At 38.6% G+C, this 21,929-nt stretch carries 25 protein-coding genes and 1 pseudogene; 19 read left to right on the top strand and 7 right to left on the bottom strand.

Going from position 1 to position 21,929, the window contains the following annotated elements; translation table 11 throughout:
* Positions 1 to 59: 59 nt before the first annotated feature.
* Positions 60 to 260 (bottom strand): hypothetical protein, encoded by a 201-nt coding sequence (locus A194_RS0104880; protein WP_017185752.1) that lies wholly within the window; start codon positions 258 to 260, stop codon positions 60 to 62.
* A 149-nt stretch (positions 261 to 409) separates the two neighbouring features.
* Between A194_RS0104880 and A194_RS0104885 the strand changes: the two genes are divergently transcribed.
* The 3 genes from A194_RS0104885 to A194_RS0104895 are packed head-to-tail and all read left to right on the top strand — an operon-like array spanning position 410 to position 2,150.
* Complete coding sequence (locus tag A194_RS0104885; RefSeq protein WP_017185753.1) at positions 410 to 616, top strand: hypothetical protein; 207 nt, start codon at positions 410 to 412, stop codon at positions 614 to 616.
* Positions 617 to 629: 13 nt separating this feature from the next.
* On the top strand, positions 630 to 989 hold the full coding sequence (locus tag A194_RS0104890) for a spore coat protein (protein WP_017185754.1): 360 nt from the start codon (positions 630 to 632) through the stop codon (positions 987 to 989).
* Between the two features lie 24 nt (positions 990 to 1,013).
* The gene (locus A194_RS0104895; protein ID WP_017185755.1) at positions 1,014 to 2,150 is read left to right on the top strand and encodes a zinc-dependent alcohol dehydrogenase; all 1,137 of its coding nucleotides are present in this window, start codon (positions 1,014 to 1,016) and stop codon (positions 2,148 to 2,150) included.
* A 24-nt stretch (positions 2,151 to 2,174) separates the two neighbouring features.
* On the opposite strand, the pseudogene A194_RS17370 reads toward A194_RS0104895, so the two are convergent.
* Positions 2,175 to 2,671, bottom strand: a pseudogene (locus A194_RS17370) (staygreen family protein).
* Between the two features lie 273 nt (positions 2,672 to 2,944).
* On the opposite strand from A194_RS17370, the gene A194_RS0104905 reads away from it, so the two are divergent.
* Positions 2,945 to 3,502, top strand: a complete 558-nt coding sequence (locus tag A194_RS0104905; protein WP_017185756.1) for a hypothetical protein — start codon at positions 2,945 to 2,947, stop codon at positions 3,500 to 3,502.
* Between the two features lie 249 nt (positions 3,503 to 3,751).
* Here the strand turns inward: A194_RS0104905 and A194_RS0104915 are convergent, their stop codons facing one another.
* Positions 3,752 to 4,636 (bottom strand): glycine betaine ABC transporter substrate-binding protein, encoded by an 885-nt coding sequence (locus A194_RS0104915; RefSeq protein ID WP_017185758.1) that lies wholly within the window; start codon positions 4,634 to 4,636, stop codon positions 3,752 to 3,754.
* Between the two features lie 361 nt (positions 4,637 to 4,997).
* On the opposite strand from A194_RS0104915, the gene A194_RS0104920 reads away from it, so the two are divergent.
* The 5 genes from A194_RS0104920 to A194_RS0104940 all read left to right on the top strand — a co-directional run bounded on the left by A194_RS0104920 (position 4,998) and on the right by A194_RS0104940 (position 7,276).
* Positions 4,998 to 5,285: a hypothetical protein gene (locus tag A194_RS0104920; RefSeq protein WP_017185759.1), complete on the top strand. Its 288-nt coding sequence runs from the start codon at positions 4,998 to 5,000 to the stop codon at positions 5,283 to 5,285.
* Between the two features lie 28 nt (positions 5,286 to 5,313).
* Positions 5,314 to 5,817 carry a universal stress protein gene (locus tag A194_RS0104925; RefSeq protein WP_017185760.1) on the top strand — a complete coding sequence of 168 codons (504 nt, stop codon included), beginning with the start codon at positions 5,314 to 5,316 and terminating at the stop codon, positions 5,815 to 5,817.
* A gap of 324 nt (positions 5,818 to 6,141) precedes the next feature.
* Entirely contained in the window at positions 6,142 to 6,321 is a 180-nt protein-coding gene (locus A194_RS0104930; protein WP_017185761.1) for a hypothetical protein, read from the top strand.
* Between the two features lie 155 nt (positions 6,322 to 6,476).
* Positions 6,477 to 6,794, top strand: a complete 318-nt coding sequence (locus A194_RS0104935; RefSeq protein WP_017185762.1) for an ATP-binding cassette domain-containing protein — start codon at positions 6,477 to 6,479, stop codon at positions 6,792 to 6,794.
* A complete protein-coding gene (locus tag A194_RS0104940; protein ID WP_157783027.1) occupies positions 6,782 to 7,276 on the top strand; it encodes a hypothetical protein in 495 nt (164 codons plus the stop codon). Before A194_RS0104935 ends, A194_RS0104940 begins: the two co-directional genes overlap by 13 nt.
* Positions 7,277 to 7,343: 67 nt before the next feature.
* Here A194_RS0104940 and A194_RS0104945 read toward each other — a convergent pair whose 3' ends face one another.
* On the bottom strand, positions 7,344 to 9,167 hold the full coding sequence (locus A194_RS0104945; protein ID WP_017185764.1) for a YhgE/Pip domain-containing protein: 1,824 nt from the start codon (positions 9,165 to 9,167) through the stop codon (positions 7,344 to 7,346).
* A gap of 2 nt (positions 9,168 to 9,169) precedes the next feature.
* Complete coding sequence (locus A194_RS0104950) at positions 9,170 to 11,155, bottom strand: efflux RND transporter permease subunit (protein WP_017185765.1); 1,986 nt, start codon at positions 11,153 to 11,155, stop codon at positions 9,170 to 9,172.
* A 229-nt stretch (positions 11,156 to 11,384) separates the two neighbouring features.
* On the opposite strand from A194_RS0104950, the gene A194_RS0104955 reads away from it, so the two are divergent.
* On the top strand, positions 11,385 to 11,954 hold the full coding sequence (locus A194_RS0104955) for a TetR/AcrR family transcriptional regulator (RefSeq protein ID WP_017185766.1): 570 nt from the start codon (positions 11,385 to 11,387) through the stop codon (positions 11,952 to 11,954).
* 106 nt (positions 11,955 to 12,060) lie between these two features.
* Entirely contained in the window at positions 12,061 to 13,014 is a 954-nt protein-coding gene (locus A194_RS0104960) for a M23 family metallopeptidase (protein ID WP_017185767.1), read from the top strand.
* Between the two features lie 23 nt (positions 13,015 to 13,037).
* Here the strand turns inward: A194_RS0104960 and A194_RS0104965 are convergent, their stop codons facing one another.
* Positions 13,038 to 14,162, bottom strand: coding sequence for an MFS transporter (locus tag A194_RS0104965; RefSeq protein WP_100214254.1), 1,125 nt, complete (start codon positions 14,160 to 14,162; stop codon positions 13,038 to 13,040).
* 172 nt (positions 14,163 to 14,334) lie between these two features.
* Here A194_RS0104965 and A194_RS17375 point away from each other — a divergent pair, with 172 nt between their 5' ends.
* Positions 14,335 to 15,096: a VOC family protein gene (locus A194_RS17375; RefSeq protein WP_017185769.1), complete on the top strand. Its 762-nt coding sequence runs from the start codon at positions 14,335 to 14,337 to the stop codon at positions 15,094 to 15,096.
* A gap of 96 nt (positions 15,097 to 15,192) precedes the next feature.
* On the opposite strand, the gene A194_RS0104975 is transcribed toward A194_RS17375, so the two are convergent.
* Positions 15,193 to 15,459 carry a hypothetical protein gene (locus tag A194_RS0104975; RefSeq protein WP_017185770.1) on the bottom strand — a complete coding sequence of 89 codons (267 nt, stop codon included), beginning with the start codon at positions 15,457 to 15,459 and terminating at the stop codon, positions 15,193 to 15,195.
* A gap of 382 nt (positions 15,460 to 15,841) precedes the next feature.
* Between A194_RS0104975 and A194_RS0104980 the strand changes: the two genes are divergently transcribed.
* From A194_RS0104980 to A194_RS0105010, 7 genes are all read left to right on the top strand, one after another.
* Positions 15,842 to 16,243: a DUF4870 domain-containing protein gene (locus A194_RS0104980; protein ID WP_017185771.1), complete on the top strand. Its 402-nt coding sequence runs from the start codon at positions 15,842 to 15,844 to the stop codon at positions 16,241 to 16,243.
* Positions 16,244 to 16,345: 102 nt separating this feature from the next.
* Positions 16,346 to 17,227, top strand: coding sequence for a 7TMR-DISM family protein (locus A194_RS20970; protein WP_029424995.1), 882 nt, complete (start codon positions 16,346 to 16,348; stop codon positions 17,225 to 17,227).
* Positions 17,128 to 19,629 (top strand): ATP-binding protein, encoded by a 2,502-nt coding sequence (locus A194_RS20670; protein WP_272942206.1) that lies wholly within the window; start codon positions 17,128 to 17,130, stop codon positions 19,627 to 19,629. The genes A194_RS20970 and A194_RS20670 overlap by 100 nt, the downstream gene beginning before the upstream one ends.
* Entirely contained in the window at positions 19,626 to 20,315 is a 690-nt protein-coding gene (locus A194_RS0104995; protein ID WP_017185773.1) for a response regulator transcription factor, read from the top strand. Before A194_RS20670 ends, A194_RS0104995 begins: the two co-directional genes overlap by 4 nt.
* 11 nt (positions 20,316 to 20,326) lie before the next feature.
* Entirely contained in the window at positions 20,327 to 20,785 is a 459-nt protein-coding gene (locus A194_RS0105000) for a helix-hairpin-helix domain-containing protein (RefSeq protein ID WP_017185774.1), read from the top strand.
* Between the two features lie 17 nt (positions 20,786 to 20,802).
* The gene (locus tag A194_RS17385; protein WP_017185775.1) at positions 20,803 to 21,084 is read left to right on the top strand and encodes a hypothetical protein; all 282 of its coding nucleotides are present in this window, start codon (positions 20,803 to 20,805) and stop codon (positions 21,082 to 21,084) included.
* 92 nt (positions 21,085 to 21,176) lie between these two features.
* A complete protein-coding gene (locus tag A194_RS0105010) occupies positions 21,177 to 21,689 on the top strand; it encodes a DUF3231 family protein (protein ID WP_017185776.1) in 513 nt (170 codons plus the stop codon).
* The last annotated feature ends 240 nt before the right edge of the window (positions 21,690 to 21,929 follow it).

Raw genomic sequence — 21,929 nt, forward strand, 5'->3', positions numbered from 1 at the left:
ATCACTTGGTCTGTCATTCCACTCATGCCTGCAATTTTTTGTATAAGATTTGTCATAATCTAATTACTCCCGTCGCTTAATAATTCATTTAACTGTTCAACATGTTGCTTGCCCTTTGTCACATCTTCCTGAAGAATAGCCTGTAATTGATTGCATCCTACTAACCCTTTCATAGTGGCAGCTTTTGTTAGACTTATGTTCTTTAACGTCAAAATCTCGTGCATTTCTAAACGTTCATGACGAGCTAATTGATTTGCCATCATCTCACCCCAATCCAACATTATTTTTCTTTAGGTTACGTATTTGTCATCAGTTTATTCTTAAGTAGTCGTATTGAAGTAAATGTGAATAGAGGAGGACATTAGAGGAAGAATATTTTTAGTTTATACGTGACGGGAGGTAGTAATGAATGGGGAAAGAGGATTTAGCACACCACGAAACGTTAGATGCGCACGAGTTGTTAAATATGAAGACGATTGGATTATTAAAATCGAAAATGATGCAAGGTATTGTGTTTGACGAAGATTTACGAGCATTAATGAAAAAGAATGTTGAAGCATCTGTAAAAGATGTTAAAGAATTAAAACGTTTATATCCTTATACAGAATCACAGTAAATGAGGTGATCAGATGAATGATTATTTAGACCCGCTCAACGCTGTCGGTATGCCTGAACAGGTTGATTCGGCCATTGCACTTGATTTATTAATAACTACGAAAGAAGCGGTCAGAAACTACTCTATTGCTTTAACAGAGGCGACAAGTCCAGAAGTAAGAACAACGATTCGTAACCAAATGGAAGCCGCAATTGACTTTCAAGAAGAAGTGACAAACTTAATGATGGAAAAGCAATGGTTTCATCCATACGACTTAAGTAAGCAACAATTAATTGATTTACAAGCGGCACAAACGGCAGTTGATATTGCTGGATTAAATCTATTCCCAGACAACCATAATCGAAAAGGCTTATTCCCAACCCCACCAAAATAAATGCAGAGTATTGGAGGAAGATGTATGAAAGCTGTCACATTTCAAGGAGTCGATGAAGTCGTCGTTAAAGAAGTCGAAGCTCCAAAAATACAAAAATCAGATGACATAATTGTCAAGTTAACGAGTACTGCCATCTGTGGTTCGGACTTACACTTAATTCATGGTATGATTCCGAACCTTCAACCAGATTATATAATTGGGCATGAACCTATGGGGATCGTTGAAGAAGTTGGTCCAGATGTAACGAAAGTAAAAAAAGGTGATCGGGTTGTAATCCCTTTTAACGTTAGTTGTGGTGAATGTTGGTTTTGCGATAACCAATTAGAAAGCCAATGTGATCAATCCAATGATAATGGTGAAATGGGAGCTTACTTTGGCTATTCCGGTACAACAGGAGGTTATCCTGGTGGACAAGCTGAGTATATGCGAGTCCCTTATGGGAATTTTACACCTTTTAAAATTCCTGAAGAAAGTGAAGTAGATGATGACAACTTAATTATGCTAGCTGATGCCGGTACTACGGCTTACTGGAGTGTAGATAATTCGGGAATGAAAGAAGGGGACACCGTCATTATTTTAGGATGCGGGCCTGTAGGATTGTTAGCACAAAAGTTTGCCTGGTTAAAAGGAGCAAGTCGCGTTATAGCGGTTGATTATGTTGGATACCGTTTAGAACACGCAAAACGAACGAATAATGTAGAAGTGATTAATTTTGAGGATTATGAAAATGTCGGCTCTTACTTACATGAGATGACTAAAGGTGGGGCTGATGTCGTAATTGACTGTGTTGGCATGGACGGAAAAATGACAGATTTAGAATTTCTTGCAACAGGATTAAAGTTACATGGTGGTTCGATGGGCGCATTAGTCATGGCAAGTCAAGCGGTTCGTAAAGGTGGAAATGTGCAAGTTACAGGTGTATATGGTTCACGTTATAATGGCTTTCCATTTGGTGATTTCTTTATGCGTAATGTAAACATTCGAACAGGCCAAGCCCCAGTTGTTCATTATATGCCATTTTTACATGACTTAATAGCTCATGGAAAAGTTGATTTAAGTGATATTATTACACACCCAATGTCACTAGATGATGCAAAACGAGGTTATGAAATATTTGATACGAAAACAGAAGATTGTATTAAAGTTGTATTAAAACCATAGCGTAAAATTGAGTAGTCCAATTGTTTAAAATGGACTACTCTTTGTGTGTTGTGAGTGAAAAATGCCATTTACTATATCGCGTGGAGTTCCATAATAGAGCGAGTTTTGAAAAGCAGGAAAGGAAGAATGATATTCAATGATAATTGGTTGATCAAGCAAGTACGGGTGCTGTTCGTATAAAGGTAGATCGCCATAAACAATCGCTTTCAATGCAAGTGGCATTTCTTTTAAGAAAATATTATAACGAAATGCAGCCTCTTCTAATGAAAATTCCCCTCCATCAACATACGCATAGCCAAGTAATTGATGTTGTGTGTCAGTAGTTTGAATCCACTCAGCTAAAACTTCATCACGCATTTGCCAATCAATCGCACTTAAGTTGTAGTTAGTGCCGACATCTAAAAAAAATCTCCCGTTTCATCAGAGTGAGTTAGTGTATACTTTCTTCCAGCAATTGGTGAGGAATAACTTGTTGGTGGGTGAATCTGTAAAAATAGCTTTTCAGGATTAAATGTAGACAAGTTGCACTCTCCTTATGTGTTTAAGCAAAATGTATGATAATAGAAGAAGTATATAACTAAGTTTATGCAAAAATGCATATTTTGTAAGAAAGTATAAGTATTATTAAAAAAACTTAGGTATATTATTTGGAAATAGCATATTTATGCGTTATCTAGCTTTTTAGACATAGATATTATTATATTAGAATTACATTATAGGCAATGAATAATAGGTAGGAGGCGAGATAATTTTAGTTGCTCAGTTGTCTATATATTTTGTTGGGAGGTAGGAGAATGAAAAAAATAAAAACTATTAACCTATTACTAGTAATGTCTTTGTTGGTGATGACTATTTTTCCAAGTCATGTTGCTTTTGCAGAAAGTCCGAGTGAATTAAACGGTGAAGAAAAGGTCTTAGCTGAAGAGCTAGCCGAAGATTTTGAGTTTATATTTGAAGAGGCGACAATTATAGAAGATGATCATTATAAATTAGATGAGGAAAAGGTTGAGGAGAAATTTGGTGAGGAAGCTGTTCCTTCTATTAAAGCATTGGTGAAAGTGGCCAATGGAGAAGAGCTAACACCTCATGACTTAATTGGTATAGAGCCTGTTAATCAGTCAAATGGGGACTTAACAGTAATGTCTGGTTGGACTGACTGTATGAAAGATGCTGTACTAGATGCTACTGGTATTGCATTCCTCACAGGTGGAATGGCCACGTTGATAGAGCAAAAGAAATGGCAAGAGTTGGGTAAAGAGATTATAAAAGTAGCAGGTAAGAATGCATTAAAAGGTGGAGTTGTAGGATTCGCAGCAAGTATGGCATGGTATAGTGTAAGGTGCAATTTCTAATATAAAAAGGGAGACGACAGCTTATGACAAGTCAATTATTAAAATATCCAATAATATTTGTAATTTTTTTCTTTCTACAATATGTTTATTTTTCATTTATTAATGAAAACGATGTTGTAAATTTATTAGACATAACTGTAGTTTCGGTTTTATTTGTAATCGGAATGTTTATAGCAGATCGTTTTTTCAGTAAAACATAATGTAAAAAAGATGGTAACCTTTTTGGTTACCATCTTTAATTAATTTCAATTAGTCAATCCACTCGTTGATTAATTCTTCGTTTTCATCAATCCACTCGCGAGCGCCATCGATTGGCTCTTCAGCTTCTTCAACGTAAGCCATTAGCTCACCAATTTCTTCGTCATCCATCTTCCAGTTCCTTAACCATTCACTGAATTCAGGATAATCTTCTTCAAAATCGTGACGCGTTGCGTGGTGAATCTTTTCTACGCCACCGAATGATTCTTTCGGGTCATCTAAATATTTTAAGTCATGGTCAGCGAAAATGCTGTGTGGGTTCCAAAGTGGAGCTACAATCGGCTCTTCGTTTGAAACGGCATCATCAATTGCTGCGATCATCGCAGGCTCAGAGCTTGGTACAAGTTCTAGTTCTAAGTCATACTCTTCAACCATTTCTTCAGCAACTTCCATCGTACCTGCACCTTGGTCGAAACCAGTGATTTGGTAATCAAATTCTTCAGCATGCTCATTTAAGTCTTCAATGCTATTAACATCTTCCATATATTCTGGAACGACAAGACCTACTTTCGCGTTGTCATACCAAGTTGCTTCAGAGAAGTCGATATCGTCTTGGTATTGTTCTAGGTAATGATGATCTTGCACTGGTAACCAAATTTCTAAACTAATGTCTAGTTCATCGTTTGCAAGTGCTGTCATCGTTGGTCCCATATCTAAGTTGATTAAGTCAACTTCATAGCCACGATCTTCTAAAAGAACTTTCCACATATTCGTTACCGCAATATTTTCTGCCCAATTAATTTGTCCCATTTCAATCGGGTCTTTGTCATTTGTTTCGCCAGTTTCTCCGTTTTCTGCTTCATCGTTACCACCGCATGCTGCTAACACAACTAGTAGGGCAGCGCTTAGTAGTAAAAGTTTTGTCTTATTAAACATTATTAAGATCCCCCTCAAAATTTCCTCTAAAATTGTTACTTACGATTTCAACTAAAGTTCTAAACTACATATGTAGCGCAATAACGCTAAACATTTTTAAATGGGTCTGTTGCTTACCATAAAGCAAAAACAGCCCGTTAAAAAATGATCATAAACCACCTTCCTTTAAGGTTGTTAAGAACGTTAAATTTTTTCTTTACGAACCTAATATAACGATGATTAAGAAATTTGTCAAATATCATCGATGAGTTTGTGTAGAACAATTAGGTAGGACATTTGCCCCCTTTAACAAAAAAATGTTTAACCGTTTACACAAACGTCTATAGAAATAGTAAGCCAAAACACTCTAGGAGGGTGTGGAATGAAGGAAATTTACACAGAAACAATTCAACTTGAAAATCAGCTAACAATGTACGAGATCCTTTCATTGCACGATTATAATCAAACTGTAGATGGCGATTTTTATTTTATCACTGAACATGGTGTAGTTGGCCCTCGCAATCTACCGAAAATTGTATCAACTTTTTTAACTTTAGATGAAACGAGTGGGTTGAAAGTTGTTGTAGAAGGTTGTGATGTTAATCAAATTTTTACTGACATAAAGAAGTGCATCCAAGAAGGAGCAGCTGAGAAAGGAGCAGTTGTATAATACTTAAACTTACAAGGAGGTTTGTGGTATGAATGAACTTTTCGCAAAAATGTTAGTAGCCTATGATGGCTCAACAGATAGTAAGAAAGCATTGAGTAAAGCAGAAGGGATCGCGAAGCAAAATGATGCTAAGTTGATCGTGGCGTACGTGCAAGACCAAAGTCCAGCAGCGCCAATCTCAGATCAACATACGATTCCACATGGCACATCGATGTTGCATCAAACGACGAACTACACAACATCAATGCCAGCATCAGATGGTTCTGAGCAACAGCAAGTAGACATTATGGACCAACAAGCAGATGAAATACTCAATGAAGCTAAATTGAAACTATCCAATGCAATTGACGTCGATTATGAAATTTTATCAGGACCTCCAGCAAGAGAAATTGTTAAATTCGCAAAAGACCAAGACGTTGATCTCGTAATATTAGGAAACCGTGGCTTAAGCGGCTTGAAAAAGATCGTAATGGGAAGCGTCAGCAACAAAGTAACCAATGACTCACACTGTCCAGTACTAGTTATTAAATAAAGTAGAAGAAGACGCTCTTTATGGGCGTCTTTTTATTGAGTCGAACTTGGCCGAGCGCTGATAAAAATTTGCGAGCGCTGATAAAGTCTAGCTGAACGCTGATAAAAATTTGCAAGCGCTGATAAAATTTCGTGGACGCTGATAAATATCGGTGAACGCTGATAAATTGTCGTGAGCAAGCGCCAATTAAATTTCAAGAGCGCCAAAAAATTATGTACAAACGCCAAATAAATTCCCCGCAGACATCGACCCAATTCGAATTGTTATTTAATATCCAAATTATGCTAAACTTACAACTAGTACAAGGACTAGGGAGAGATTAATATGCAAAACTTCTATTTCATAACATTAGCATTCGTACTCGGGATTGTCGCATTTATAACAGGTGAAATCGTCACATTCATTATGCTCGGTTTCATTCTCCTTTCATTACAAAACATCCATCGAGTTTTAAAAGAAATGCTAGAGGTGCAAAAGCAAAGTCAAAATGTACAATCATCATAGTAGAAAACGGTTTTTCCCAATGAGGAAAGACCGTTTTATTTTTTGATTAAAAGAGGGTTAAGATTTTAAGAATTATTTGACAATAAAAACATCTAGTTTAGAATGGAATTAATTAACAGATGTAGTTATTTTATTAGTTTAAGGGTGGGTTCTCATTGATTATTGATGTGAAAAACTTGTTTAAAAGTTATAAGGGGCAGCAAGTCTTGAAAGATGTGCATATTTCAGTAGAGGAACCAAAAATTATTGCTTTAGTTGGACCAAATGGGGCTGGGAAGACGACTTTGCTTGATTGCATGACGCATTTAGTTCGGCCTGATCAAGGGTCAATTAAATTACTTGGTAAAGATCCATCTGACTCATCATTATATTATGATGTTTCTTATCTTCAGGATAATCGTGTGTTATATGAAGATTTAACTGGTTATGAACATTTGTACTTTATATGTCGTGCGCAAATATGGCCAGTGTAGTGGTTATTTTAATTACATTAAGCAGTGTTATGATGGTTTCAACAATACTAGGTATGATCTTTGATCGGTTTGGTGATTGGAATTATCCAATCTTAAGGTATGAAGAAGGAGAGTTGTACAGCTTTTTAAATTTAGGCTCTTATTTAGTTCAGGCACTGGCGTTATTTGCAGGTGTTATAGTTTTCAGTATGACTCTTTATTTTTTAATTTCACTTATGACAAACCATTTATTGATAGGCTTAATGACCATTTTTGTTATTTATTTGTTAGGAAGTGGGATGACAGAGATCGCTTTCTTTGCAAATTATGCACATTGGAATCCATTTAGTTATTATACAGTTTCTTCAATTGTTAGCCAGGAACAAGCGGCTCTTACTGAAAATTGGGGACTAACTTTGGGACATGGGATTGTTACATTAACTCTTAGTTCATTAGTTATTTTGGTGATAACGATGACATTTTTACAGTTAAAAAGAAATTGATTATAAAATAATCCGACCTTTTCACTCTTATGATGAAAAGGTCGGATTTAAGCTTCAAGCATATTTTTTATCTAAACAAATCCAAAAACCGTTCCCATATACCTTTTTCTTCTTCTTCAACTTCATCATCGTCTTCATCGTCATCGATTGTGATACTTTCGGTTTGGATGACGAATTGGACTGTTTCGACGTTTTCATTTCGTTCAGACATGAATGATACGGGTTCGAAATCAGAGAAGTCGAAGTCATCCATTAACTCATCAATTTCACTTTGCATTTGTGCTGGTAAGTCACTCGTCTCTTGAGCGAGTTCGCCAGTTCCATCATGCAGTTCATCGACACCGTCTCCTAATTCAGCAGTACCATCACTTAATTCACCAATGCCATCATGAATACCACTATAGTTAGAGGACAGCTCGCCAACGCCACCGGTATATTCGACTAAGCCTGCGTGGAACTCACCGTATTGATTAGCTAATTGCTCCAAACCAGTCTCAAGTTGTTCTAGTTCTTCGATGAAGTCTAGTTCATCTAATCCATCTGCAAATTCATCGGCAGTCTGCTCTAAGTTCGTCGCTATTTCATTTACCGTCTGTTCTAATTCTTCTAATACAGGTACGACATAATGGAACAGTTCGCTCGATTCATCAAAATTTTCTCTAGCATTTTGAGCAGCTTCATAAGTTTGAACTAACTCATCAATAACTTCAGGATCAATGTCACTATCGTAAAGTTCATCAAAATTGTCTTCACTTAACTCTCCAACTGGAATGTCATTGATTGCTTCACTTAAAGACTCTAGTGAGCCATCATAGTTTTCACGGACCTCGGCAATGCCTTCTCCAGCTTCATATAAGCCATCAGCGATTTGTCTTAACGCTTGTTCTAGCTCATCTAAATCAGAGAGATCAATCTCTTCATCTGTTTCAAAACCTGAACTCATTTGATTAAGAGCATTTTGAATCTCCTGAGAACCTTCAACTAAATCAGCAGAGCCTTCATCAAGTTCATTCATGCCAGACAAATAGTCACTAGACCCATCATGTAAGTCGTTGACCCCATCATTAAGTTCAAACACACCGTCACGTAAGTCACCAACACCATCATGTAAGTCACTTAGTGCTTCAGCTAATGTGTTCATTTCATCTTGCATCTCATCTGTATCAAATTCATCAAAAGACATATTCGGTGGTAAAGCAGAGATCTCAACACCATCGAATTCAAAATCGCTAACATTTGCTTCAACGACAAACGTTTCATCTTCTTCTGGCATTACGGTAAACGTCACTTGTTTATTTTTGCCGGCACTCGCAACCGTACCGTCTTCAGCTTCAATTTGATTGTAAGTTTCAGAATCCAATGCTAACGAAATTTGCATTAAATAATTTTCGTAAAATACAGGATTTACTTCATCATCGCCGCTCGTTTCAATTTCAATTTGTAAATGGCCATCTTCACCTAAAATGTCGTGTGGATTGACTTCTTCGCCATCTAACGTATAGCGAATGTCAAAAGTCCACGGAAGCGGCTCACCATTTAAATTCCCTTGATAATAAAACTGGTCTTCTCCAGATCTGAATGTAACTTCCTCATTGTTTAGTTCAATATCTTCTAAATTCGTTAAGTTTTGAACACTTTCATATGGGCCATAATCAATCATTTCGCCATGCTCAATCACATCAAACTGGTTAACAACATACATCTCATTTTGCTGTCCAAACGGATTTAATGTCGCATAGACAACTTCGTGCTTTTCAGAGTAGACTCCATCACCGTCTAATTGTGACGGGGAGGACTCATTGGATTCTGATTCATCAGAAGTCGCCATAGCAAATGATGGCATCAGCAGAAGGGATGCAATTAAAATGATCGATAGACGTTTAGTTTTCATTGTCATTTCCCCTTATAGAAATCCGCTTTATAAGTCGTTTTCTCAATTAATTTATCAAACAGCAATAACAGTGCTGGTAATAGGAAGACGACGCTTAAAAATGCTAATAATGCACCGCGTCCTAACAATAAGCCGACTGAGCCAACAATCGGATTGGATGATGTAATCCATAAAATAAACCCAACACTTGATAAAATGGCAGCAGAGATGAAAATCGCAAACAACTTCTCATCAACCGTCCGTTTCATCGCCTCAAAAGCAGGCATTTTCTTTCTTAAATGTTTATAGTTTTCCGTAAATAAAATTCCGTAGTCAACGGTTGCGGCTAATTGTACGGTACTGACGATTAAATACCCGACAAAGACGAGTGTTGAATCAGTGAAATATGGGATCGATAAGTTAAACCATACAGCCGATTGAATCGTAATGAGTAACACAACAGGGAAAAACACAGAACGGAATGTTGCAATTAACACAATAGCTACAGCAAGTACCGTCAACCAGTTCACGAGTGTATTATCCCTTTGTACAATGTCTTTAATGTCATATAACGTGACACTTTCACCGAGAACTTGTGCTTCATCATCATAATATTGCGCTGCTGTTTCCCGGACGTATTCAACTAACGCGAACGCTTCATCACCTTCAGTTGCTGTATCAGTATGAAGTGTGATCCGGCTGTAATTGTCAGAGTAAAAGGACTCTGTTACGTCTTCATCTAAATATTCAGGTGGGATCGCTGCGTCAACTGTATTAACATAAGACATCACGCTTGAGACGTTGTTTAACTGTTCAAATTGATAAACAAGCTCTTCTTCCTTTGCAACTTGACCTCGAGGGACGAGGACAACCATTGGTGTGTTTTCACCAAACTGTTCTTCAATTTGAATTTCATCAGCACCAAGTCTTGTCGTGTCAGGTTGTTCACCAACACCGTAAATAAATGTCGTTTCACTTTGCGCTAAGAAAGCTGGCACAATTAATAAACCGACAAAAATTAATGCAGGGACACGCAGTTTTAATACACGTTTACCAACATTTTTGAATTCAGGCACAATTGGCTTGTGCTGAGTTTTGTCAATCCACTTATAGAACATAAGCGTTAACGCTGGTAAGAAGATCATCACGCTAATAAAGCTAAACACAATACCTTTTACGAGGTTCAGCCCTAAGTCAGCGCCAATTTCAAAGTTCATAAAGGTTAAGGCAATAAACCCGAAAAACGTCGTCGTTGCACTCGCAGCAATCGCTGGAAATGATCGTTTAATCGCAAGCCGCATCGCTTCAGCAGGATCAGGCACCTGTTTTCGATAATCCGAAAAACTATGCAATAAGAAAATCGCATAATCGAGCGAGACGGCGAGTTGGAGGATCGGGGCGACGGACTGTGTTACGAATGAAATTTCACCGAGAAATATATTCGTTCCTAAGTTAATAATGACCGAAATGCCGATCGCTGTTAAAAAGAAAAGCGGCTCGACCCATGAATTCGTCGATAAAACTAAAATAATAATGATAATCGGAATGAGTAACGCTGCTGCATAAATCGATTCTTGATCAGCCATTTCTTGAGACATCGCAGTATCTGCAGCCTCACCATCAGCCGCATTTTCCTCACCGATTAAATCATAAATCGCGCTCATCGCCTCGACTTCATAACCCTCGTCGATCGTTATGGAGAAGAGAGCGGCATCATCTTGATAATATTGTTCGACCGTGTCAGTGTTCGCCATTTCTAGCGGCACTTTTAAATCAAGTGCATCATCTAACCACATTATGTGCGAAACACCTTCTATATTTTGTAATGCTTCTTTATACGTAAGCGCCTGTGGGATGGTGACATCTTCAACCATGACGCGTGTATTGCCAATAGGTTCATCAAATTCTTCTTCCATTATGTCGGTCGCTTCCATAGAAGGTGAATCATCAGGTAAATAATCCATCATATTGTAATTGACATGGACCATGAAAAACGCGATCGTACTCATGATTCCTAATATGAAAAACGTCCAAACGATTGAATTTTTATGTTTAATAATCCGGCTAGCTAGGTCGATTTTGTTTCATCCTCTCTTGCATAGAACATCAATCCACTTTATTATTATATGGACACTGTGTTGGATATTCAACAAACAGTTTAGCACTTTACGTCCGTTATCCAACATGATGTTGGCTATGTGTTGGATTTCAACAAAATTGTCACAGAGGAGGGTTAATGTGGGAGAGAAAATGGACCGCCGCAAAAAATACACCCGCATGGTACTAAAAGATAGCCTCATTGAACTGTTAGCTGAGAAACCGATCGCATCAGTTACAGTAAAAGAAATTTGCGAACTCGCAGATGTTAACCGTTCAACATTTTATACGCATTACGCCGACCAATATGACTTATTAACGAAAATAGAAAACGAAATTATAGACGATATGAACGCCTACTTAAGTAGCTATAGTTTTACCAAAGAAGACGAAGCTTTATTAATGACCCAAAAACTCGTCGAATACATTACCGATAAAAAGCTTATGTTCGAAACGTTATTAAATGAAAACGGTGACTCAACTTTTGAAAAACGCCTCATGGAAGTCGCCCGCCGCTTTGTCATGAAAAACACAATGGAAGGAACAGACTTAGACGAACAATTCTCAAGCTATTTGAGCACTTATATTATTAGCGGCGCCATCCACGTCATCAAAGAATGGATCGCAAGTGGAATGAAAGAATCGCCAACACAAATCGCTGAACTCATCAACCACTTCTCCAATCGTGGGTTGTCTTATTTGCAGGAGTGATTTTTAAGAAATGGGATGTATGTTCATGTGCATACTTTTAAATATTGGGATGATGTAGTAAAGTAATAATGTAGTAATAAATTCCAATTACCTTTAGGAGGAAAAAATGAAAAAAATCATAATGCTTATAATCGTTGTCTTTTTAACATTATTAGTTGCTTGTAATAATGAAGAAGAGTCAACTGAAGGGGAAACTGATGAATTTGTATCGCCAGAGCAGTTTATAGATGAGTTTTTAGAGGGTGAGTTTGAAAAGCTTTATAAACAGCTTAGTGATTCATTTCAACAACAAGTGTCATTAGAAGAATTTGAAGGTTTAGGGCAAGACTTCAATGAAGGTGTTCAATCCTATGAGGTAATGTCAGTTACTCCAATTCGTGGTTTAACTGAATATCAGTGGATTAGTAATGAGGGTAATCAAGGAATTCGTGGGCATTTTGCAGATGATGATACTATTGAAGGGCTACAACTAACACCGTTGTCAACATTTCCAGAAAGTGATGATACCTACACTGAGAACACTTATCACATGCCAGTAGTTGGAGAGTGGCTTGTCTTTTGGGGTGGTACGAATGAACTTGTCAATTATCATTACGCTTCAGAAGTGCAACGTTATGCTTACGATCTATTAATCTATGAAAATGACTCATCCTTCGATGGTGATCCAGAAGATAATGAAAGCTACTATGCCTTTGGACAAGATGTCGTTGCGCCACTTGATGGAACAGTTGTATCTATTGAAAACAATATCCACGACAACACACCAGGTATTGAAACCAATGAAGAACAGCCTCTTGGTAACCATATTATTATTGAACATGATCACAATGAATACAGTGTCATGGGTCATCTTCAAGAAAGTTCAGTTCAAGTAAGTGAGGGTGATGAAGTGAACACAGGCGATGTCATAGCAGCTGTCGGGAATTCTGGTAATTCTTCAGAACCGCATATGCACTTTCAAGTCTCAGATGATTTAGATTGGCTTGAAGGTAGTTCAATTAGAATTCAACTTGAGAACGGTGAAGAACCAATCCGCGGTGACCGTGTTAATGGATTTTAAAATAGTTATTTAAGATAGGCATCCTATTGTGGAAGCCTATCTTTTATTTTACTCGTCATGTTTATATTTTTATACCCAACAAACGTCAAGATTACCATACCGATAATAAAAGCAATAAAATACGGCGAAATGACATCGCGAACGGCACCCGTGACGAAGGAACTGACAATAATTCCAAGTGAATAAAAGGACGACATTAAGCCGAATGCTCGTCCATGTCCTTCTTTTGACACAGCATCTGTGATCGCGGTTGCCATCGCAGGCATGACGATCCCGAAGAAGAATCCAACAATAAATAACAAAATCGGCAAAGCTAACATATCGGTAAAAATCGCAAATAACGTCATCGACATACCGAATAAGCCAAGCATTAAGCGTTTAACAGGATCTAACCGATGGAGGAAAAAGAGTGAAAGAGACGTTAAAGTACCTGTCGCCATCAAACTTAACAACAACCCAGTCCGCGCAGTCGAATATCCCATTTCAACCGCTAAATAAGGCACTTCATAAATGATTACCCCATGAATATACATGACGGCAAAACCAGTTGCCAAAATAATATGTACAGTCGGAAGTGCGAGCACTTGTCCAAACGTCAAACTACTATTCAACTTGTCGCTAGGAGACACAGCACTCGAATCATGAATGTAGCCTAACGTATAAATACTAATCAGTAGCAAACCAGACCCAATGAAAAAGTAAGTCGCCTCGTAACCTAGTAAATTACCTAAATTCCCACCGGCTAACGGCGCTAGAATACTAGCAATCGTCATCAGCATGCCGTAGATCGCCATATTTTTCCCTTGCTGTTGGCTATTTTTCGCATAACTTGATAAAAGAGCGAGTGCAGAAGGGATCAAAAACGCTAGCGCGAAACCATTTGCAATCCGTAACACAAGCAAAGTCGTCGCATCAGTCGCAAAACTATGCGCGATAAACAAACCACCTGAAATCATCATCGGCAGTGTAATGAATAGCTTTTTCCCATACCGATCAACTAACGGGCCTGCAATTAGGTTTCCCGTTAAGTTGGCGATTTGACCAGTGCTCATCATAATTCCGATTAACACACTAGAAGCACCGAGCGTTGCGGCAAACGGGGCGAATAATGGTGCTTGTACACTCATGACTAAACTCATGAAAAACATGACTAAAAATATATGTACTTTATGAAAAGTTGCGATACTCAAATTTTCTCACCTCAACGCCATTGTATGCACCACGATGAAAAATAGACGAGCTATATAAAAGTTGACAATCTTAGCTTACAATTGTAAACTTACTTACATAAAGTAAGTAATATTTCGAGGAGGGAGTTCCATGAATTTTCATAGTAAACCAACAACATTCGTCAGTCGCGTCACAATTAAAGTGACAGACTTAGCACGTTCACTAGAGTTTTATCAAAAAATCGTCGGCTTAAGCGTATTAGAACAAACAGAAGACACAGCGCATTTAACAGCAGATGGACAAACGAGCATTTTAAAACTCGTACAACCAGCAAATCCAGAACCGAAGCAGAGACGAACTTCAGGCTTATACCACTTCGCCATTTTACTACCAGAACGCCGTCATTTAGCTGACTTTGTCATCCATTTATCAGAACATAACGTTCCAATTGGTGCATCAGACCACTTTGTCAGTGACGCAATTTACTTTAATGATCCAGATGGTAATGGCATCGAAGTCTACCAAGATAAAGATCCAGACACGTGGACTTGGCACGGTGATCAAGTAGAAATGGCAGTCGATCCACTAGACTTTGAGGATTTAGTAAAATATAAAACCGAACAAGGATGGCAAGGGATGCATGAGAAAACAGTGATGGGCCACATCCACTTGCACGTTTCTGATTTACGTCAGGCAGAAAAATTTTACGTCGACGGACTCGGATTTGACGTCGTTTGCCAATTTGGCGGCCAGGCTATTTTCCTATCAACAAGTGGATACCACCACCATATTGCTGCAAATACGTGGAATGGTGTTGGAGCACCTAAAGCTTCAGAAAACAGTGCAGGTTTACATTCGTATCAAATTGTCTATCCAGATGAAGCATCACGCGACGCGTCATTCATAGATTAAAAGAAATGGGCTCGCCTGTAGAAGGTAACGTAATAGAAGACCCAGCAGGAAATCAGATTGAGTTAGTCGTATAAAAAGAAAAAGCAGAACTCCCTATTATGATGGAAGTTCTGCTTTATTTTTATTGAGCTGAATGATTTTACTAGAAATAATGTAAGCAATCACCGTCGAAGCTAAGATTATTCCTAACGACACGAGTGAAAAATTACCGACAATCACCGTTTCTTGAGGAAAGCTTCCACTCATACTCCACGCCTCACTCACATTTGGTGTGTACATCCAAGTTAAAATCATGCCAGACAACATTTGGAACACAGCGAAAATGACAACAAAACTAACGCCAAAAAGGAAAAACTTCTTCATAATATGTACCCCCTTGTAAGCAACTGTCATTAATGTAACATATTTTACCGAATAATGGAATTCGAGGGGATTGATTATTGCGAATAAGAGTTATTTGGCGTTCGCAGGAGTTAATTAGGCGCTCATGAAAATATTCTGGCGTTCGCACGAAAACTACATCGAATCTCACAAAACTTTTATCAGCGCTCAGCAAAAATTATTGGCGCTCGCATATAGCTTATCAGCGCTCAGCAAAAATTATCAGCGTTCGCACCCAACCCACCCAAAATCAACTAGGCATTCCCACATTTTGAAAATTCCTTACTTCATTTAACTTAAATTTAACCTTCCCTCATTAAGATGTAATTAAAGATACATCATTTTTGTTGGGGGAGGGCTGTATATGACAGAGGAACAACAAGTAGAGGAACAAAAGGTTTTTCGTGATGAAGAAGAGGACAAAAAGAGCTCGACAGGTCTAGAAAACAATGTGGCTGGGTTGTTGTGTTATTTATTTGGATTCATAACGGGTCTTATATTCTTGTTAGTTGAAAAAGATAGCAAGTTCGTCCGTTTCCATGCATTCCAATCGATTTTTATTTGGGTATCTTTATTTGTCCTCAGTATGGTGATTGGCTTCGTTCCATTAATTGGCTGGCTTATATCACTGTTGCTTGCACCAGTTGGGTTTGTCATTTGGATTGTCTGTATGATCAAGGCTTACCAAGGCAATTGGTTCAAGTTCCCAGTTGTCGGTAACATCGCCGAAGAGCAAGTTAATAAAATGAACAACGAAGCAGCATAAGTGACTCAGTCGGCTCGAAATCGAGTCGGCTGTTTTATTTTGTGAAAATTTTAAAAATGATCGACTTTCGAGTAAAATATAAATAATGAGGGGGGTGGGGAAATGAGTCGCTTTCATATAAATTTCATAGCATCAATCTTCATTATCGCAATACTTCTCTGGCTACCGAGTGGTTCAGCAGCCGACGCAACAGAAGCGTTAATTCTCGATGATGAAACAGAACGACTTGACCTTTACGAAAGTATTGAAATGGTAAAGGATCGCGACATGCAGTTAGAACTAAGCGACATCACCACTCCACAATTCGCAGACCAGTTCGTATCTGAAAGACACATCAACCAACGTAACGGCTTTTTCGAAACGGCTACATGGATCCGCTTTGAGATTGAAAATGCATCGAACCAATCAGAATGGCTACTCGAATTCGCTTTTCCACTCGTGTATGAGCTTGACATTTACCGGGGAACGAACTCAGGATATGAACCAGTTTTTCAAGGTGGCGCAGTCGTAAAACCTTTTCATGAACGGGAGGTTAACCACCGTTATTTCGCCGTCAACTTAGACATCGAACCGAATACGAGTGAAACGTTTTACGCTCGTGCAGTTGGTGGGGGCGACTTACACCCACCTATTTACATATGGAGTCATGATGCTTTTTTTGACCGAACACAAAGTGAACTGACGTTGCTTGGAATTTTTTACGGCATCATCATCGTTATGATCGTCTACAATTTATTTTTATACTTCAGTTTAAAAATGCGCAGTTACTTTTACTACGTGATTGCGATGCTTTGTACTCTGTTAGGTAAGATTTCAATCAACGGTGTAGGCTTTCAATATTTATGGTCAGACTATCCAAGTTGGAATTTAATATCAACCCCATTTTGGGTCAGTCTCGCTGTGTTTTCGTCTTACTATTTACACGCGCCTTTCTCGATGTCGATCGATATTTACCGAAATTTAATCGACTGTCATACTTACTAATCGCCTTAAACATAGCAACTGTCATCATGCTTTTCATTTCACATATCATTGCACTTAATATGATGATTGTTAGTGCATTCTTAACATTTATGACCGTTCTAATCGTCGCTTTCATTTGTTTAAAACGTGGTGCACGGCAAGCACGCTTTTATATTCTCGGGTGGATGATTTTCTTAACCGGTGTGTTTATTACGATTTTAGAGCGTGCAGCTATCATCCCATATTCACTTATAACCGAATACGCTGGGCAAGCTGCGATGACAGTTGAAGTCGTCTTATTAAGCTTCGCCTTAGCTGACAAAATTAACTTAATGCGAGCTGAAAAAGAACAAGCCGAAAAACAAGCGCGAGAAAGCCAAGAGCTCGCGATGGAAAACTTGAAAAAGGCAGACGTATTAAAAGACGAATTTCTAGCTGTCACATCACACGAACTAAGAACGCCGATTTACGGTATGGTCGGCATTGCTGAATCGTTGCGTGACGGGATTGCGGGTGATGTTTCTGAGCAAATGAGGCAACAACTATCAACAATCGTTGCAAGCGGAAATCGTCTCACTCATTTAGTGAACGACATTTTAGATTTTTCAAAGTTAAAATATGACTCGCTAGAACTGCAGCTAAAATCAGTACACGTCAAAGGTGTCATTGAAGTTGTCGTTGCTGTTTCTAAACCTTTAATAAATAATAAACCGATCGAACTCGTCACAGACATACCAGATGACTTATCACCTGTGCACGCCGACCCGAACCGACTACAACAAATTCTCTACAACTTAGTCGGCAATGCGATTAAATACACAGATGAAGGACGCATCCTCATTTCGGCTTACGAAACAGAGGGCGGATTGACAATCAGCGTCCAAGATACAGGAAGTGGCATATCAGCAGATCAATTAGAATATATTTTTAACCCGTTTCAGCAAGCAGACCCATCACACACCATTAGTGGGACAGGAATGGGCTTAAGCATTACAAAACGTTTAGTCGATTTGCATGAAGGTGCACTTTCAGTTGAATCGCAGCCGAAACAAGGGTCAACCTTCTATGTCACGCTACCGGTCCAATTGGAAAATACAGCAGAAGAAGTGTCGAAACCAGTAGAGCGCTTGTTGACAGGTGAAAGTACGAAAGTTGAATTACCAAAGATTAAACGAGCGAATCAGCCGCGCATTTTAGTGGCAGATGATGAAGCGGTCAATTTACAAGTACTAACGAACCAGTTGGCATTAGAAGGTTATGAAGTCGTCAGAGCATCTGATGGGGAAGAAGTTTTCGAGATCCTTCAAGAAAAGCCGGTCGACTTACTCATTTTAGACTTAATGATGCCGAAAATGTCAGGTTACGAAGTGTGTAGCCTTCTGCGCCGTGACTATTCACTGATGGAATTGCCAATCTTAATGCTTACAGCGAAAAGTGAACTCGATGATAAAATCGTCTCCTTTGAAGCAGGGGCCAACGATTATCTCGTGAAACCTTGTGACAAAATGGAACTCTTATCACGCGTACGCACACTGATCCGCATTCGCACCCTCAACCAAGAATTAACGAATTTAAATACGCACCTAGAAGATAAAATTGAAGAGCGAACAGAAGCTTTAAAAATTGCCAACAAAGACTTAACAGCTGCTAACGAAAACTTACTTGAAGCAGAGCAGTCACGCAGGCAAATGTTATCGAACATCGCGCATGAACTTGGTACACCTGTGACATTAATTCACAGTTATATGCAATCGCTAAAAGCAGGAACACTGTCACCTTATAACGAACATTACAACGAGCAAGTTTTAAAGAAAATTCAAGTCCTTAACCGCTTAATTAACGACTTATTCGACTTATCAAAACTAGAAGAAGGTAAAACGAGTTTAAATAAAACTGATGTAAATGTAAGACGGTGGATCGAACAAGTCGAGCGGAGATGTCAATTTAATGTTGTACAACATAACCGCCGCTTTCGAGGTATAAATCACGGGAAACTTGTTGGAGCAAACGGTTGGATGTGTTATATCGACCGCGATCGAATGGACCAAGTGTTTTCTAACTTAATTTCTAATGCCGCCAAATATACATCTGAAGCGGACGGTGAAATTGCATTAGGTGCACATGTTCACCTTGACGAACGTCATATAGTAATAAAAATAACAGATAACGGCACAGGGATAGATCAAGAAGATATGCCATACATTTTCGACCGATTTTATAAGCAGGCTAATTCGTCACGTTATAACCCACACGGAACAGGGCTAGGGCTGGCAATCGCTAAAGAAATCGTCGAAAGCCATAAAGGGGTCATTAGTGTTGAAAGTGACCAAAACGTTGGTACGACATTTTCGATTAAACTTCCAATTACACAACAATCAGTCATCGAAGAGCCTGAACCAGATAAAGAGGGGGAGAGCTTATGAGCGAAACCATTTTGCTCGTGGAAGATGAAGCAGGCATTCGAGACATGACGCAAATGTATTTAGAAAGTAAAGGCTACAAAACTTTAGCCGCGCAAGATGGAGACGAAGCGCTAGAAATCATCAACAAAACACCGCCAGAGCTCATTTTACTCGACATCGAAATGCCAGGTATGGACGGATTTGATGTTTGTCAAAGGATTCGCGAAAAACTGACGATCCCGATCATTTTTTTAAGCGTTCGCAGAAATACATTAGATAAAGTGAAATGCTTTGAACTCGGCGGTGATGACTACTTGACGAAGCCGTATGAATTTGAAGAATTAGAAGCTCGAATTAAAGCGAACTTACGTATATATTATACGAAACCGAAAGCTAAAAACAACACACTAGAATACGGCCGAATCAAAATCGACCTAGATGATATGAAATGCTATGTAAAGGGTGAGCCGATTACACTAACGACAAAAGAATTAGAGCTCCTCATCCACCTAGCAGAACACCCAAACCGTGTCTGGAGCCACGAACAACTTTACGACCGCATTTGGAGCTATGATGCGACAGGCAACATCGAAACGGTCAAAGTCCACATTAGCCATTTACGCAGTAAAGTCGAAGAAAACCCACACAAACCACACTACATTCAAACAGTTAGAGGGTTTGGGTATAAATTTAATGCAGAAGATTAAGGAGTATTAATATGACTGTGACAACAAAATTACCATTAACGTCAAATGAACGAGATCGACTTAGAAAAAACAAAACTAAATTAAATGAAGTTCATTACTTAGAAACCGAATTTCTCTCGAATGTATTAGAAGTACCAACTGAACGAGCACTAGAGTTGAGAGGGTTAGCTCAATTCCAACAAGTCCCGACAATTGGAATTAAACTTGCTGAAAAATTAGTCAATCACCTTAAGTTGTATTCATTAGAAGAGATGAAAAAGCAAGATGGAGCAAAGCTTTTTGACCAACTTGAAGAACGACTTGGCGTTTGGACCGATAGCTGTGTTGAAGATCAAATCCGTTGTGTCATTCATTATGCTAGGAAACCGTACAATGATATAAAGTGGCACGATTTTACACAAGAAAGAAAAGGCTTTCGTGAAAAGCATGGTTACCCTGAAACTAGGCCGACAAAGGCATGGTATGATTAGAGAGGCGGTTGATCAATGTGGATTTAATTATATTTGTAACTTTTTTAGTTTTAATTAACATCATCGTAGTTAAATACACATCCAAAACTAATATGATGCTCGTGACAAGTGGATTTGTCATCATGTTCTTAATAGCCCCAATAACATGGTTCGTGACCCTAATATCCTTAGGAATCTCTACTGGAAACGGTATTGCCGGTGGTGTCGCTGGTATGGTGTTTGGTTTTATGACATTTCTAAATGGAATTTATTATGTATTTAGAGGAACGCTAACTCGCCAACAGCCTGAAAATACCTAACCAGCTCTGCTGCATCTTTCAATATTCACTGAATAAAACTTCATCTTCATCAAAGAATAACATGTGTATACTTGAAATGGAGGTGAAGTTCGATGGGTATTTTAAGTGGAAATCAAAAGAAAGAGCCGCTGCATTATGGTGAAGTTTATAATTTATTTACATTTTTAGTGGCAGCCAATGGGTTTCATTCTATGTTACAAACATATGGTAATCATACAGGTGATAAAGAACTGAAAAAGTTCATTGAAGAATTAATACCTGGTGTGAAATCAGAAATTAAAGAAGTTGAAGAAGTGTTAAAAGAAAACGGGATTGCCTTACCCCCTGCAGCACCAGATAAGCCGCTAGCTACTTTAGAGGAGATTCCTCCGGGTGCAAAATTTTCAGATCCAGAAATTAGTGCAAGCGTTTCTAAAGGACTAGCTGAAGGTTTAGTTGGCTGTTCAACGATTATTGCTCAATGCACGCGAGAAGATATCGCCATGTTATTTGGACAATATCATATGAACAAAGCCCAAGCAGCCGGCAAAGCTTTAAGGTTAAACAAAGAAAAAGGTTGGTTAATCCCACCGCCCCTTCATACGAAAATTCCAAGTGAAGATTAAAAGGAAGCCGAGATCTACCTAATTGGAGATCTCGGTTTATATTTTGTAGCGCTTTTATAACTATGTGTTAAACTGAGTGAAAAAGTAATAACATCGATTATGTTTGATCGCTGATACAAGTTGGTGAACGCTGAAAATTTATCCGCGAACGCCGATAAATTTTGCTGAGCGCTGATAAGTTATCTGTGAGCGCCGATAAAATTTATCGGCGCTCACAGATAACTTATCAGCGCTCAGCAA

The organism is Alkalibacillus haloalkaliphilus C5 (assembly GCF_000269905.1).
Classification (GTDB): Bacteria; Bacillota; Bacilli; order Bacillales; family Alkalibacillaceae; genus Alkalibacillus; species Alkalibacillus haloalkaliphilus_A.